This window comes from Streptomyces sp. R-07 (assembly GCF_049913175.1).
GTDB lineage: Bacteria > Actinomycetota > Actinomycetes > Streptomycetales > Streptomycetaceae > Streptomyces.
Genome location: NZ_CP183978.1, coordinates 530188 through 544016 on the forward strand (window position 1 = coordinate 530188; position 13829 = coordinate 544016).

Genomic DNA, 13829 nt, shown 5'->3' on the forward strand with positions numbered 1-13829 from the left:
GTCGGCATTAACCACCAGCGTGGTCACCATGTCCATCACACCGGCGGCCCGTTCGGGCCGCGACCACCGCCCTCCCCTGCTCGCCGTCCTGGACGCCGTGGACCACGCGCCTGGGGCGGCCGCGCTGCGGGCCCGCTCGTACGAACTCCTGGGGGTGGCGGCGGGTACCCGCCTGCTCGATGTGGGCTGCGGCGGGGGTCTCGCCGTCGCGGAGGCGGCCGCCCTCGGGGCCGTCGCCGCGGGAGTCGACCGGGACGAGGAGATGATCGCCGCGGCCCGGCGCCGCCACCCGGGGCAGGTGTTCGCCGTCGCCGAGGCGGCCGCGCTCCCGTACGAGGACGGCGTCTGGGACGCGTACCGCGCGGACAAGGTGCTGCACGAGCTGCCCGAGCCGGGGGCGGCGCTCGCGGAGGCGCGCCGGGTCCTCGCGCCGGGTGGGAGGGCCGTGCTCACGGGACAGGACTGGGACACGTGTGTCCTCGACGCGGAGGACGGTGCCCTCACCCGGACGATCGTGCACGCGCGCGCGGACCGGGTGCCCGGGCCGCGCGTCGCGCGCCGTTTCCGCGGTCTGCTCCTGGACCACGGGTTCGGCGAGGTGACGGTGGAGGTCTCCACCGCCGTCCTCACCGACGCCCGCTGGCTCCCCCTGGCGACGGGCCTCGCGGAGGCGGCGGTACGGGCCGGGGCCGTCTCCCCCGAAGAGGCGGCGGCCTGGACGACGGACCAGACCACCCGCGCCACCACGAACCGCTTCTTCCTGGCGGTCCCCCTCTTCACGGCGTCCGGGACACGGGGCCGCTGATCGGCTGGCCGCCTCCGCAGGGGGGCGAGGCTCAGGCCCCGGCAGGAGGCCCCGTGACCGTCAGGACGATCTTGCCCGTGGTGCGGTCGGTTTCGCCGAGGGTGTGGGCCTTGGAGGCTTCGGCGAGGGGGAAGACGGCCTCGATGTGGGGGCGGAGGGCGCCGGAGGCCGCGAGGGAGGCGATGGCGTTCATGCCCGCGTGGTCGGCCTCGACGAGGAGGGTCTCCACGCGGACGCCCCGCGCGGCCGCCTTGGCCTGCTCGTCCGGGTCGGCGGGCGCGAGCAGGGAGACGAGCGTGCCGCCGGGCCGCAGCACATCGAGGGAGCGGCTGCGGGTGTCGCCGGACATCGGGTCGAGGACCATGTCGACGTCCTGGACGACCTCGGCGAAGTCGGTGGTGCGGTAGTCGATGACCTCGTCCGCGCCGAGGGAGCGGACCAGCTCGTGCTTCGGGGCGCTCGCGGTGCCGATGACGTACGCGCCCCGGGCCTTGGCGATCTGGACGGCGAGGTGACCGACGCCGCCGGCGGCCGCGTGGATCAGGACCCGCTGCCCGGGGCCGACCTGGGCGGTGTCGACGATCGCCTGGTACGCGGTGAGGGCGGCGAGCGGCAGGGCGCCGGCCTGGACGTGGTCGATCTCGGCGGGCTTGTGGGCGAAGGCGCGGGCGGGGCCTGTCACGTACTCGGCGTGGGAGCCGACGCCGTACGGGTACGGCAGCATCCCGAAGACCTCGTCGCCGGGCTTGAACACGGTCACGCCGTAGCCGACGGCCTCCACGACGCCGGAGACGTCCCAGCCGAGGACGAGGGGCAGGCGGTCGAGGAAGAGGCCGCCGGTGCGGTGCTTCCAGTCGGTCGGGTTGACGCCGGCCGCGCGGACGGCGACGAGGATCTGGCTGGGGCCGGGCACGGGCCGCGGGACCACGACCTCCTGGAGCACCTCGGTGGTGCCGTAGGTGTCCTGGCTGATGGCGCGCATGGTGGGGTGATTCGTCATGCCGTCAAGACTCGCCGCCGGCCCCCGCCGCGTACCATGGCATGATTGCCATCTTTCGAAGGGATCCTGCCATGCATTCGGCCACGCATCCGGCCATGCCCGCCATGCCTGCCGTGCCTGCCGCGGGTCGCCCTCATCGCGTCGTCGTCCTCGCGCTGGACGGGGTGTACCCCTTCGAGCTGGGCATCCCGAGCCGCGTGTTCGGGTCGGCGGACGGGCGCTACGAGGTCCTGACCTGCTCGGTCGACGGCCGGCCCGTCCGTACCAACGCCGACTTCTCGGTGACGCCCGACCACGGCCCCGAGGCGCTCCGCACGGCCGACACCGTGATCCTCCCGCCCTTCGATCTCTCCCTCCTCTCCCGCGAGCTCCCCGCCGGCGTCACCGAGGCGCTGGCGTCCGTACCCGCCGGCGCCCGTCTCGTGTCCATCTGCACGGGCGCGTTCGTCCTCGCCGCCGCGGGGCTCCTGGAAGGCCGCCCCGCCACCACGCACTGGGCGCTCGCCTCCGCCTTCCGCGCGTGGTTCCCACAGGTCGCCCTCGACCCGGATGTGCTGTTCGTCGACGACGGCGACGTACTGACCTCGGCGGGCGCCGGGTCCGGCGTGGACGTCTGTCTGCACCTCGTGCGGAAGGACCACGGCGCCGCCGTCGCCAACCACGTGGCCCGTGTGTGCGTCGTACCGCCCTGGCGGGACGGCGGTCAGGCCCAGTACATCGAGCAGCCGGTGCCCGAGACCACCGCGAGCGGGACCTCGGCGACCCGGCAGTGGGCGCTGGAGCACCTGCACGAACCGCTCGCGCTGAGCGAGCTCGCCGGCCACGCCCGGATGAGCCTGCGGACCTTCGCCCGCCGCTTCAACGAGGAGGTCGGCATGAGCCCCGGCCGCTGGCTGATCCAGCAGCGGGTGGGCCGCGCCCGGCATCTGCTGGAGTCCACGGACCTCGCCGTGGACGACATCGCGGGCCAGGTGGGCTTCGCCACCGGCACCTCGCTGCGCCAGCACCTCCACGCGGCGATCGGCGTCTCCCCGCTCGCCTACCGGCGCACCTTCCGGGGCGAGGCCGCGCTCACCCCCTAGAACCGCCATAGGCCGCTGGGTAGGCTTCGAGCATGAGGCATAAGGATTCCGATGGCGTGGGGGACATGGCGCAGCCGGTGGCCGACCTGAACCTGCTGCGGACCTTCCTCGCGGTGCACCGCTCCGGTTCGTTCACCGCGGCCGCCGGGCTGCTCGGTCTGTCCCAGCCGACGGTGACCACCCAGATCCGCGCCCTGGAGCGGCAGACGGGCCGCGAGCTCTTCGAGCGGCTGCCGCGCGGTGTCGCCCCGACCACCGTCGCCCACGAGCTCGCGGCCCGGGTCGCCGGGCCCCTCGACGCGCTCGCCGCCGTGACGGGTCACGAGGCCGCGCCCCACGAGCGGACCGCCCCCGTCCATCTGGCGGGCCCGGCCGAGCTGCTCTGCACGCGCGCCCTGCCCGCCCTCGCCCCGCTGACCGCCGCGGGCGTACGGCTGAGGGTCAGCCCGGGCCTGACCGAGCCGCTGCTCGACGAGCTGCGCGCGGGCCGGCACGACCTGGTGATCGCGACCTTCCGGCCGCGCGGGCGGGCGCTGACCGCCGTACCGCTGACGGACGAGGAGTTCGTCCTGGTCGCCGCTCCCGTGTGGGCCGACCGCGTGAAGGAGCGGCTGGCGTTCGAAGGGCCGGCGGCCCTGCACGCCGTCCCGCTGGTCTCGTACGCCGAGGACCTGCCCATCGCGCGCCGCTACTGGCGGCACGTGTTCGGGACGCGGCTGTCCCGCCCCGCCGCCGTGACCGTCCCCGATCTGCGCGGGGTCCTCGCCGCGGTCGTCGCCGGAGCGGGGTTCAGCGTCCTGCCGCGCTACCTCTGCCATGCCGAACTGGCCTCGGGCACCCTCGTACCCCTGCACGAACCGGAGGACCCGCCGATCAACACCGGCTACCTCGTCCAGCGCCCGGGCCGGCCCGACAACCCGGACGTGACGCGCGTCCGGGATCTGCTGATCGAGGCGGGGCGCACGTGGTGACTCCGGGGCCCACGGCCCCACGGAGGGCGCCGGGCGGTATAACCGGAACATGATCTACCACGTTGTCACGCCCGCCGAATGGTCCGCCCGGCCCGAGGAGCCCTACGCGCCCGTCTCCCTCGCGGAGGAAGGTTTCGTCCACTGCTCCCCCGACGTGCCGACCACGCTCGCCGTCGTCAACGCCTTCTACCGCAGCGCCTCCAGACCGCTCCTGGTCCTCCTCCTCGATGAGAGCAGGCTCGCGGCGAGGACGGAGTGGGAGGCCGCCGCGCCGACCCCGCCGCCCGGGGTCTCCGAGGAGACGCTCTTCCCGCACGTGTTCGGCCCGATCGACCGCGCCGCCGTCGACGAGATCCTGGAGATCACGTGGGACGGGGACGGCCGGGCGACGGGGCTGGCGAGGACGACCGGCTGACGGCGCGCGGTCAGTCCTTGTTCAGGTAGGCCAGGACGGCGAGGACGCGGCGGTTGTTGGTGCCGTCGTCGACGATGCCGAGCTTGCCGAAGAGCGAGGTCGTGTGCTTCCCGATGGCGCTCTCGCTGAGGAACAGGCGCTGGGCGATGACCTGGTTGGACAGCCCTTCGGCCATGAGGCCGAGCACGGAGTGCTCGCGTTCGGAGAGCTTCTCCAGGCGCCGGTCCGAGGGCGCGCCGGTCAGAAGCCTGGCGATGACGGCCGGGTCCGTCGCGGTCCCGCCGGCCGCGACGCGTTCCAGAGCGTCGATGAACTGGTCGGCTTCGAACACGCTGTCCTTCAGGACGTAGCCGATGCCGCCGGAGCCGTCGGCCAGGAGCTCCCTGGCATAGAGCTGCTCGACGTACTGGGACAGGATCAGGACGGGCTGCCCTGGCAGTTCGGCGCGGGCGGCGATGGCCGCCCGCAGGCCCTCGTCCGTGTGGGTCGGTGGCATGCGGACGTCGACGACGGCGACGTCGGGCCGGTGCGCGAGCAGCGCCTGCAGCGTCTCGGGGCCGGTGGTCGCCGTCGCCACCACCTCGTGTCCGTAGGCCTCGATGAGCCGGACCATCCCCTCGCGCAACAGGTAGAGGTCTTCGGCTACGACGATGCGCATGGCACCTCCAGGATCGCGCGGGTCGGACCGCCTGCCGGGCTGGTGATCTCCAGGGTGCCGTCGAAGGCGGCGAGACGGCGGCGCAGCCCGGCGAGGCCACCCCCGTCCCGGACGTGGGCTCCGCCACGGCCGTCGTCCTCGACCTCGATGACGATGCCGGCGGCCGCGGCTCTTCCCCCGGCCGCGTCCGTGGGGGTGTCGCCGGCGAGGGAGATCCGGACGCGGGTCGCCCCGGCGTGTTCGACCGCGTTGCTCAGCAGTTCGGCGACGGCGAAGTACAGGGCCGCTTCGACCGGAGGGTCCGGGCGGTGCCGAAGGTCCGCGCCGACCGTCACGTCGAGAGGGCAGTCCAGGGCGAGGGCGCGGACGGCGTCGACGAGCCCCCGGTCGCTCAGGACGGGCGGGTTGATGCCCCTGACGAGTTCTCGGAGCTCGGTCAGGGACGCGGTGGCGCCCGCTCGCGCCTCCCGCATCAGTGCCCTCGCCCGGCCGGGGTCGGTCTCCATCAGCTTCTCCGCCGTCGCCAGGGACAGCCCCAGGCCGACCAGACGGACCTGTGCCCCGTCGTGCAGGTCCCGCTCGATCCGGCGGATCTCGGAGACCTGAGCGTTCGTCACATCGGCGCGCTGGGCGGTCAGTTCCTCCACCCGTTCCGCCAGCGCCATCGCGGCCGACGGGCGGAGGAAGCGCACGGCGACCGGTTCGAGCGTCCTCCAGGCGTACGGGGCGACACCGGCGGCGACCGCCAGGCCGAGGAGTCCCGGTGCGGGGCGGCACCCCGCACGGAGTACCTGGTGCGGCGGCGGACCGAACCGGCCCGCGCGCCGGGCAGCACGGCTGATGGGCCGCGGCCTGCGACGACGCGGTGCGGGCCACCTGGGCGCCATCGCCGTGCGCTTCCTCCCGCTCTCGGTTAGACCTGGATCAGAGGGTGTCGGCCGGCCTGCCGGAAGCCACTCGTCCGGCGTCACGTACCGCCCACATCCCGGGAGGAAGTCGTTGATCACCCGTCGTAGCGCGCTCGGTGGAGCTCTCGCCGCCGCAGGTCTGCCGCTCCTCGCCCCCGGCCTCCGCGCCGGGGGCGAGGCACACGCGGCCGAGGCCCTGCTCCCGGCCGGTCCCCACCGTGCGCAGGACCCCGTGCCGCCCGCGTTCACCATGGCCATGCCGGTCCCGCGCGTGCTGCGCCCCCTGTCCTCGACGGGCGGCCTTGACTGCTACGAGCTGACGATCCGCAAGGCCACCGCCGAGATCCTGCCGGGCACCGCCACCGAGGTCCTGACGTACGACGGGAGCTTCCCCGGGCCCGTCATCCACGCCCGCTCCGGGCGCCGGGTCCTCGTCCGCCACCGCAACGGCCTCGACATGCCCGCCTCCGTCCACCTGCACGGCGGGAGCGTGCCGCCCAGTTCCGACGGCAACCCGATGGACGTCTTCGCCCCGGGCACCTCGCGGACGTACATGTACACCAACCGGCAGTCCCACGCCTCGCTGTGGTTCCACGACCACGCCCACCACATGGAGGCCGAGCACGTCTACCGCGGGCTGTCCGGCATGTACCTGCTCACCGACGACCTCGAGCAGAGCCTCCCCCTGCCCAAGGGCCGGTACGACGTCCCCGTCACGATCCGCGACGCGCGCTTCGACGAGCACGGACAACTGGCGTACACGATGGGCGACCGGACCCGCACCACCATCCTCGCCAACGGCAGGCCCACCCCCCACTTCGAGGTGGCGGCCCGCAAGTACCGCTTCCGCCTGCTCAACGGCTCCAACCTGCGGATCTTCGCGCTGAGCCTGTCCGACGGCACTCCGCTCACCCAGATCGGCTCGGACGGCGGCCTGCTCGAACGCCCCGTCGCCGTGCCCGTCCTCACGCTCTCGCCGGGCGAACGCGCCGACGTGGTCATCGACTTCTCCCGCCACCCCGTCGGCACCCGGCTGGTGCTCACGAACACCGGCCCCGGCCGGCCCGAGCAGGTCGGCAAGGTGCTCCGCTTCGACGTCGTACGCACCGCCGACGACCCCAGCAAGGTCCCCCACGTCCTGCGCGACCTGCCGCCCGCCTCCGCCCTGCCCAAGGCCGCCGTCACCCGTCACATCGAACTCAGCATGGACGAGGACGGCCGCCCCGATCCCCGGGGGTTCATCAACGGGCAGATGTACGACCCCGAGCGCGTCGACACCACCGTGGCCTTCGGCTCGTCCGAGATCTGGAACGTCACCAACGCCAACAAGCGCGCCTCGCACAACTTCCATCTGCACCTGGTCCAGTTCCGGGTCCTGGAACGCGGCGGCCGGCCCGCCGGCCCCACCGAGGCGGGCCTGAAGGACACGGTCCGGGTGATGCCGGGCGAGACGGTGAAGCTGCACGTGACGTTCGACGGCTTCCGGGGCGACTACGTGTACCACTGCCACATGCTCGACCACTCGGCCATGGGGATGATGGCCAACTTCCGGGTCCGGTGAGGCGGTCAGGACAGGGAACCCCCGGCGTTCGCGCCCGCAGCTCGCACCCACTGGTCACGCCCGCGCCGGCGCGGATCCCCCGGCGCGGATCCCCCGGTGTGGATCCCCCCGGCGCGGATCAGCCGTTCTCGGCGATCCGCTTGATCGCCGCCAGCCGGCGGTCCCACTCGGAGGCGAGCGCCGACATCCAGCGGGCCGTCGCGTCCAGCGCGTCCGGGCGGACCGTGTAGCGGACCTCACGGCCTACGCGGGCCGCCGTGACCAGGCCGGCCGCGTCGAGGACGGCCAGGTGCTTGACGATCGCCTGGCGCGACACGGGGAACCGGTCCGCGAGGGACGTCGCGGTGGCCCCGCCCTGCTCGGCGATCAGGTCGAGCAGGGCACGCCGGGTCGGGTCGGCGAGGGCGCCGAAGACACGGTCGGCGGGGTCCCGGGCGGGTTCCTCCGTCACGAGGACGACTGTTCGACGCGCTTCTTGAACGCGTCGAGCACCTGCGGCCAGCCACCCGAGTTGTCCCGCACCGCCTTGGCCCGAAGCTCCTCCGAGCCGGCCAGCGCGGCGAAGCCGCTCTCGACGACCTTGAGGCGGGTGCCGGAACCCTCCGGGGCGAGGGTGAACTCGACCAGCGTGCTGTTCCCGTCGGTCAGCCCCTCGCCGGGGAAGGCGCTGGCCCACCGGTAGGCGAGATAGGCGGGCGGCTCGACCTTCTCCACCCGGACGGGAAAGTCCCCGTACTCCGGGTTCCGCGCCACCATGCTCTCGCCCTCGCGTGCCACGGTCCCGGCCAGGCTCGCCTCGTCGGCCACCCAGAATCCGGGCTGGGCGACCAGGGTCCACACCCGCTCCAGGGGCGCGTCGATCAGGATCTCGCGTTCGATCCGGTCCTCGCTCATGAGGGAATCCTCTCCGCGTGGGATGCGTGGCCGGCGAGTCCGCCGACCCTCGTGCGACATGCCGTGCGGCACGTCCTGCAACTCCAGGGTTGCACACCGAGGGGCGAGGTGCAACCGTACGGTTGCGCATCATGAGCTCGCGGGGCCCGGACGGCGGGCGCAGACTGAAGGGGTAGCACGGCCGGCAGGCAGGGGTGCCCCGGAGGAGTGGCCATGGGCGGCACGGCGGTGGAGACCCTGCGCGAGGCGCTGCGCGGCGAGGTCATCGGCCCGGAGGACACGGGATACGACGAGGCCCGGAAGATCTACAACGCGACGATCGACCGGCGCCCTGCCGTCATCGCGCGGTGCGCGGACACGTCGGACGTACGGTCGGCCGTGAGGTTCGCCCGGGAGAGCGGCATGGACCTGGCGGTCCGCGGCGGCGGACACAGCGGCGGCGGCCTGTGCCTGGTCGACGGCTCCCTGATGCTCGACCTGTCGGCCATCCGCTGGGTGCGGGTGGACCCCGCCACGCGGACCGCCCTGGTGGGCGGCGGCAGCCAACTCGGGGACCTGGACCACGAGGCGCACGGCTTCGGGCTCGCGACACCCGCCGGGATCATGTCGACGACCGGGGTCGGCGGGCTGACGCTGGGCGGCGGCCACGGGCACCTCACCCGCGCGTACGGGCTCACCATCGACAACCTCCTCGCGGCGGACGTGGTCCTCGCCGACGGCTCCTTCGTCACCGCGTCGGCGGACGAACACCCCGACCTCTTCTGGGCGTTGCGCGGCGGCGGCGGAAACTTCGGCGTGGCGACCTCCTTCACGTACGCCCTGCATCCGGTCCACACCGTGGGGCTCGCCGTCACCCTGTGGGAGCCGGAGCACATCGGGGCGGTGCTGCGCTGGTACCGGGAGTTCCTGCCGGCCGCGCCGGAGGACCTGAACGGCTTCTTCGCCACGCTGACGGTCGCGCCCGAACCGCCCTTCCCCGAGGAGATCCACGGGAAGAAGATGTGCGGCGTGGTGTGGTGCTCCACGGGCCCGACGGACGAGGAGAGCCTCGCGAAGGCGTTCGCCTCCGTCGCCGATCCGGCCCCGCCCGCCTTCCACTTCGCGACGCCGGTCCCGTACCCGGCCCTCCAGGCGATGTTCGACGAGCTGATCCCGAAGGGCCTCCAGTGGTACTGGCGCGGCGACTTCTTCGACGGCATCCCGGAGGAGGCGATCGACGTCCACCGCACCTTCCTGGAGAACATCCCCACCGAGCTGTCGACGATGCACCTCTACCCCGTCGACGCCGCGGCCCACCGCGTGGGCCCCATGGACACGGCCTGGGCCTACCGGGACGCGATCTGGTCCGGCGTGATCGGCGGCATCAGCGCCGAAGCGTCCGACGCGGAGGCGATCCGCACCTGGGCGGTGGACTACTGGGAGGCGCTCCACCCGCACTCGATGGGTGGCGCCTACGTCAACTTCCTCGGCGCGGACGAGGACCAGGACCGCGTCCGGGCCACGTACCGCGGCCACTACGACCGGCTGGCCGAGGTGAAGCGGACCTACGACCCGGACAACGTCTTCCACCACAACCAGAACATCACCCCGGCGGAGAGCTGAAGAGCCGGCGGGCGGGCTCAGGAGTACGACGCCCTGGGCGGGCGCCTCAACCGCCGTCCCGGTCGGACTGCATGGCCCGCATGGCCTCCGTGGCCCGCTTCTCCATCTCCTCCGGAGAGACGTCCTCGACGTGCGAGGCAAGGTTCCAGCGGTGGCCGAAGGGGTCCTCCAGCTGACCGGTGCGGTCGCCGTAGAACTCGTTCTTCACCGGTGACAGCTCCTTGGCGCCCAGGGCGAGGGCCTCGGTGAAGACCGCGTCGACGTCCTCGACGTACACGTGCAGGGTGATGGGCGTGCCGCCCAGCGTCTTCGGCGAGCGGAAGTTCATGTCCGGGTACTCGTCGGCGAGCATGATGAGCGAGTCGCCGAGCTCCAGCTCGGCATGGCCGATCCTGCCGTCGGGCGCGGGCATCCTCATCCGCTCGGTCGCACCGAGCACGCCCACGTAGAAGTCGATCGCCGCCGCGGCTCCGTCGACGCAGAGGTACGGCGTGACGCGCGGATATCCCTCGGGAAGGGGCTTGACGGTCACCGGAGTCCCGCCTTTCGGAAGAGTGGCGATCACCGCCGACCGCCGTCTGCGACCACTGATATCCCGAACCGGCGGGCCACGCTCCGACGCCGCGCTGCGGCCCGGCGCCGGATGCCCTGAAGGGCCCATGGCCGACGACGGCGGCGGCCCGAACCGAGCCGGATCGGTGGCGGCGTAGGCTGTGGGCGGGCGCGCTGTGATCATGAGGAGTTTCTGTGACCGCGGTCAGCCTTGAGCACGCCACCGTCCCCGCCGACACCGGCGAAGTGACCCTGCTGATAGCCCGCCGGGTGGAGCCCGGTCACGAAGCCGCTTTCGAGCGGTGGGCGAAGGGCATCCTCGACACGGCGGCCACCTTCCCCGGGCACCTCGGATACGGGCTCTTCCGCTCCTCCGGCGGCGACGCCCCCTGGTTCCTCGTCCACCGCTTCCGGGACGCGGAAGCCTGCCGGGCGTGGCAGGATTCCCCGGAGCGGGCCGCCTGGTTCGCCGACTGCCAGGGGCACCACCACACCGAGATCGCCCGACGCAGGCTCACCGGCATGGAGACCTGGTTCGCGAAACCGGGCTCGACGCGGCCCGCGCCGCCCCGCTGGAAGATGGCGATCAGCGCGACGCTGGCGATCTACCCCATCTCCGTGCTCGGCAGCCTCTTCCTCACCCCCCACCTCACCGCGCTCCCCGTCCTGCTGAGCAGCGCCGTCGTCGCGTGCGTCTTCAACGTGCTGATGACGTACGTGGCCATGCCCACGGTCAGCAGGCTCCTGCGCGACTGGCTCACGCCGTAGCGCCCGGGGGGACAACCACCGCCGCGGCTCGTCGTCGTACCCGTACTCGGCGCCTCCGTGACCGTGTACCTGATGACGATGCTCAGCCCGGTCGCCCTGGCCATCGTCTGCTGCTGGCTCGCCGCCGGCTTCGGCCACCTGCTGCTGCTCACCCGCGGCTTCCGCCGTCCGACACCCTCGCTCACCACCGACCCGGTCTGAGCCTCTGAGACTCAGCCCCTCCGGATGGCCCCCTACCGCGTGGAGGGGCCGCGGCTGAACCAGCCGCTGAACGCGCCGTCGCCCGAGGAACGGTCCGCGGCCCTCGCCACCACCCGCTCCGCCTCCGCCCGCCAACTCGACGCGCACGCACGGGGCGGCGGCAGGAACACGCCGCGCTCCGGCGCTTCGGCGGCCGCCCCGAAGTAGTCGCCGCCCTTGCGCCGGACGTCGTCCGTTCCCCAGGGGCGGCCCGGGCGGCCGTGCCGAGGGACCTTCTCCAGGTGCGGGATGTGCTTGGCGCAGTGGATGTACGCCTCCTCGACGGCGATCTCCACCCAGACCAGGGCGCGCCGGCCGGGCACCGGGTCGACCGCGAGCCCGGAGTGGGCGCGGCGCATCTCGTCGTCGGCCACCACCCTGGCCCGGCCGTTGACGTGGAGTCCGACGCGGTCGCGGAAGAAGTCGACCATGAGGAGGCCGACGTGCGGGTTCTCCTCGATGTTGCCCAGGCTGGCGTGGACGCCGTTGCCCCGGTACTCGGGGTAGGCGAGCGTCCCGTCGTCCAGGACGTGGAGGAAGCCGGGCGGCCCGGCGCGGAAGGTGTTGTCGCAGTCGCCGTGCCGGTCGGCGGTGGCCAGGAAGAACATCTCCTGTCGCGCGACGAACTCCCGCATCCGCGGGTTGAGCCGGTCGAGGACCTGCTCGGCGTAGAAGCGGTCGGCGCGCTCCGCGGTGCGCATGCGCTGCTGGACCAGGTGCTCGCCGTCGCTGCCCGGGCGGGTGGTGCGCAGCGGTGGCGCCTGCAGCTGCTCCGTCTGTTCGAAAGTGCTCACGTCGCTGCCCCGACCAGTTCCTCGATGGAGTCGTGCCGTATGCGGTGGTTGGCGACGCCGATGCCCAGGAGGGTGTCGACGCCGCGGCGGATCATGCCGGGCGGGCCGGACAGGTAGACGTCGTACGTGTGCCAGGGGCCGTGCTCGCGTACGGCGCCGGGGAGCCCGCCGGACAGCAGGCCGGCGGGGCTGTCGTCCACGACGGGGCGGACCGAGAGCCAGGAATGCGACTGCTGCATCCGGAGCATGGTCTCGATGTCGTACAGGTCGTCGTTGCGGCGGGCGCCGTAGAACACGTCGACCGAGCGGCGCCGCCCGTGCTGGGCCACGTCCTCCACCAGGGCCTTGATGGGCGCGATGCCGGTGCCGCCGCCGAGGCAGAGCAGTCCGTTGTCGGTGCTGTGGTCGACGGTCATGGAGCCGGTGGGGGCGCCGAGGCGGATGACGTCCCCGGGTCTGGCCCGGTGGACCAGGGCGTTGGAGACCCAGCCCGCCGGTACGGCCTTCACATGGAAGGAGAGCACGCCGTCGGAACGGGGCGCGGAGGCGAAGGAGTAGTGCCGCCAGACGCGCGGCCACCAGGGCGTCTCCAGTGCGGTGTACTGCCCGGCGAGGAAGGGGTACGGCTGGTCGGGGCGGACGGTGACGACCGCGACGTCCGGTGTCCGCATCTCGTGGCCGACCACCTCCGCCTGCCACCAGGCGGGCGCCCGGAGCTCGTCCGCGGTGGCCGCGTCGATCATGATCTGGGAGATCGTCGTGTACGCGCTCACCCACGCTGCTTCGGTCCGCGGCCCCCAACTGGACGGGGCGTGGCAGGCCAGGGCGCAGATCAGGGCCTCGCCGACGGCCGGGTAGTGCTCGGGGAGGGTGCCGTACTTCCGGTGCCCGCGGCCGAGATGGGTCAGGTAGGTGGTCAGGGTGGCGGCGTCGTCCGCGTGGGTCGCGGCGGTGAGCAGCGCCTTGAACAGCCGGTCGCGCTGGGCGTCCATCGCGGCGGGGAAGAGGGCCCGCAGGTCGGGGTGCCGGAGGAAGAGCTGCGCGTAGAAGTACGAGGTGACCTTGTCGGCGATGGGCTCGATCTCGGCCATGGTGCGGCGCAGCAGGGTGGTGTCGGAGACGCCTTCGGGCGCGGCGGGAGCGGAATCCGGACCCGGGCCCGCAGCCGGGCCGGGCGCGGCGGGAACGGAATCCGGACCCGGACCCGCAGCCAGGCCGGGCATGGCAGGAGCGGAAACCGGCCCCGGGCCCGCGGCCGGGCCGCTCTTCGTCGGGCGTACGGGAGCGGTTGCCGGGCGTTGCCCTGGAACGCGTACGGGACCGGACTCCGAGCGGCCCTCCGCGGGGCGCGCCGGGCCCGGGGCCGGCTGGGGGCGCTCCTCCTCCCGGTGCGCCGGGCCGGGGCTCGGCGGTCGGCCGTCCTGGTAGATGGACGCGGGGGGCGATGCGCGTACGTACGGGCGTACGGGGGAGGGTTCCTGCACGTATGGGCGCACGGAGGACGGGGCCGCATCCTGGACGTACGGGCGCACGGCCTCCGGGGCGGGCTCTTGGGCGTCCGGGTGCGGGGGCCGCGGAG

At 73.3% G+C, this 13829-nt stretch carries 15 protein-coding genes and 1 pseudogene; 8 read left to right on the plus strand and 8 right to left on the minus strand.

The genetic code is table 11. From position 1 onward, the window contains the following. Positions 1-28 precede the first annotated feature (28 nt). On the plus strand, positions 29-805 hold the full coding sequence (locus tag ACN9M0_RS02625) for a methyltransferase domain-containing protein (RefSeq protein ID WP_399695416.1): 777 nt from the start codon (positions 29-31) through the stop codon (positions 803-805). A 31-nt stretch (positions 806-836) separates the two neighbouring features. On the opposite strand, the gene ACN9M0_RS02630 is transcribed toward ACN9M0_RS02625, so the two are convergent. After that, a complete protein-coding gene (locus ACN9M0_RS02630; RefSeq protein ID WP_366041936.1) occupies positions 837-1787 on the minus strand; it encodes an NADP-dependent oxidoreductase in 951 nt (316 codons plus the stop codon). Between the two features lie 113 nt (positions 1788-1900). Between ACN9M0_RS02630 and ACN9M0_RS02635 the strand changes: the two genes are divergently transcribed. Genes ACN9M0_RS02635 through ACN9M0_RS02645 form a run of 3 tightly spaced genes read left to right on the plus strand, consistent with a single transcriptional unit; the run spans position 1901 to position 4273 of the window. After that, a complete protein-coding gene (locus tag ACN9M0_RS02635) occupies positions 1901-2887 on the plus strand; it encodes a GlxA family transcriptional regulator (protein ID WP_399695417.1) in 987 nt (328 codons plus the stop codon). A gap of 32 nt (positions 2888-2919) precedes the next feature. Next, positions 2920-3858 (plus strand): LysR family transcriptional regulator, encoded by a 939-nt coding sequence (locus tag ACN9M0_RS02640; RefSeq protein WP_399695418.1) that lies wholly within the window; start codon positions 2920-2922, stop codon positions 3856-3858. A gap of 49 nt (positions 3859-3907) precedes the next feature. Further along, complete coding sequence (locus ACN9M0_RS02645; RefSeq protein ID WP_366041908.1) at positions 3908-4273, plus strand: DUF952 domain-containing protein; 366 nt, start codon at positions 3908-3910, stop codon at positions 4271-4273. A gap of 10 nt (positions 4274-4283) precedes the next feature. Here the strand turns inward: ACN9M0_RS02645 and ACN9M0_RS02650 are convergent, their stop codons facing one another. Both ACN9M0_RS02650 and ACN9M0_RS02655 read right to left on the minus strand, forming a co-directional pair. Next, positions 4284-4931, minus strand: coding sequence for a LuxR C-terminal-related transcriptional regulator (locus ACN9M0_RS02650; RefSeq protein ID WP_426403032.1), 648 nt, complete (start codon positions 4929-4931; stop codon positions 4284-4286). Continuing rightward, a pseudogene (locus ACN9M0_RS02655) lies at positions 4916-5704 on the minus strand (sensor histidine kinase); the annotation flags it as partial. The gene ACN9M0_RS02650 and the pseudogene ACN9M0_RS02655, both read right to left, overlap by 16 nt. A gap of 226 nt (positions 5705-5930) precedes the next feature. Between ACN9M0_RS02655 and ACN9M0_RS02660 the strand changes: the two are divergent. Continuing rightward, positions 5931-7400, plus strand: a complete 1470-nt coding sequence (locus ACN9M0_RS02660; RefSeq protein WP_426403033.1) for a multicopper oxidase family protein — start codon at positions 5931-5933, stop codon at positions 7398-7400. 118 nt (positions 7401-7518) lie between these two features. On the opposite strand, the gene ACN9M0_RS02665 is transcribed toward ACN9M0_RS02660, so the two are convergent. After that, positions 7519-7851 (minus strand): ArsR/SmtB family transcription factor, encoded by a 333-nt coding sequence (locus ACN9M0_RS02665; protein WP_366041911.1) that lies wholly within the window; start codon positions 7849-7851, stop codon positions 7519-7521. Further along, positions 7848-8294, minus strand: a complete 447-nt coding sequence (locus ACN9M0_RS02670; RefSeq protein ID WP_399695425.1) for an SRPBCC family protein — start codon at positions 8292-8294, stop codon at positions 7848-7850. Before ACN9M0_RS02670 ends, ACN9M0_RS02665 begins: the two co-directional genes overlap by 4 nt. 213 nt (positions 8295-8507) lie before the next feature. Here ACN9M0_RS02670 and ACN9M0_RS02675 point away from each other — a divergent pair, with 213 nt between their 5' ends. Next, positions 8508-9896: an FAD-binding oxidoreductase gene (locus ACN9M0_RS02675; protein WP_366041913.1), complete on the plus strand. Its 1389-nt coding sequence runs from the start codon at positions 8508-8510 to the stop codon at positions 9894-9896. 46 nt (positions 9897-9942) lie between these two features. Here the strand turns inward: ACN9M0_RS02675 and ACN9M0_RS02680 are convergent, their stop codons facing one another. Next, positions 9943-10428, minus strand: coding sequence for a VOC family protein (locus ACN9M0_RS02680; RefSeq protein ID WP_366041914.1), 486 nt, complete (start codon positions 10426-10428; stop codon positions 9943-9945). Between the two features lie 215 nt (positions 10429-10643). Between ACN9M0_RS02680 and ACN9M0_RS02685 the strand changes: the two genes are divergently transcribed. Continuing rightward, entirely contained in the window at positions 10644-11216 is a 573-nt protein-coding gene (locus ACN9M0_RS02685; protein ID WP_366041915.1) for an antibiotic biosynthesis monooxygenase, read from the plus strand. A gap of 72 nt (positions 11217-11288) precedes the next feature. After that, positions 11289-11417, plus strand: a complete 129-nt coding sequence (locus ACN9M0_RS02690; RefSeq protein ID WP_399695428.1) for a hypothetical protein — start codon at positions 11289-11291, stop codon at positions 11415-11417. A gap of 32 nt (positions 11418-11449) precedes the next feature. Here the strand turns inward: ACN9M0_RS02690 and ACN9M0_RS02695 are convergent, their stop codons facing one another. Next, the gene (locus ACN9M0_RS02695) at positions 11450-12250 is read right to left on the minus strand and encodes a pyridoxamine 5'-phosphate oxidase family protein (protein ID WP_399695430.1); all 801 of its coding nucleotides are present in this window, start codon (positions 12248-12250) and stop codon (positions 11450-11452) included. Then, entirely contained in the window at positions 12247-13473 is a 1227-nt protein-coding gene (locus ACN9M0_RS02700) for a globin domain-containing protein (protein ID WP_426403034.1), read from the minus strand. The genes ACN9M0_RS02695 and ACN9M0_RS02700 overlap by 4 nt, the downstream gene beginning before the upstream one ends. Positions 13474-13829: the final 356 nt, after the last annotated feature.

What these genes read in the sequence shown, in the direction of transcription:
- ACN9M0_RS02625 (WP_399695416.1), top strand. Translation starts at nt 29, where the DNA reads ATGTCCATCACACCGGCGGCCCGTTCGGGCCGCGACCACCGCCCTCCC.
- ACN9M0_RS02630 (WP_366041936.1), bottom strand. Translation starts at nt 1,787, where the DNA reads ATGCGCGCCATCAGCCAGGACACCTACGGCACCACCGAGGTGCTCCAG.
- ACN9M0_RS02635 (WP_399695417.1), top strand. Translation starts at nt 1,901, where the DNA reads ATGCCCGCCATGCCTGCCGTGCCTGCCGCGGGTCGCCCTCATCGCGTC.
- ACN9M0_RS02640 (WP_399695418.1), top strand. Translation starts at nt 2,920, where the DNA reads ATGAGGCATAAGGATTCCGATGGCGTGGGGGACATGGCGCAGCCGGTG.
- ACN9M0_RS02645 (WP_366041908.1), top strand. Translation starts at nt 3,908, where the DNA reads ATGATCTACCACGTTGTCACGCCCGCCGAATGGTCCGCCCGGCCCGAG.
- ACN9M0_RS02650 (WP_426403032.1), bottom strand. Translation starts at nt 4,931, where the DNA reads ATGCGCATCGTCGTAGCCGAAGACCTCTACCTGTTGCGCGAGGGGATG.
- ACN9M0_RS02670 (WP_399695425.1), bottom strand. Translation starts at nt 8,294, where the DNA reads ATGAGCGAGGACCGGATCGAACGCGAGATCCTGATCGACGCGCCCCTG.
- ACN9M0_RS02675 (WP_366041913.1), top strand. Translation starts at nt 8,508, where the DNA reads ATGGGCGGCACGGCGGTGGAGACCCTGCGCGAGGCGCTGCGCGGCGAG.
- ACN9M0_RS02690 (WP_399695428.1), top strand. Translation starts at nt 11,289, where the DNA reads ATGACGATGCTCAGCCCGGTCGCCCTGGCCATCGTCTGCTGCTGGCTC.
- ACN9M0_RS02700 (WP_426403034.1), bottom strand. Translation starts at nt 13,473, where the DNA reads ATGCCCGGCCTGGCTGCGGGTCCGGGTCCGGATTCCGTTCCCGCCGCG.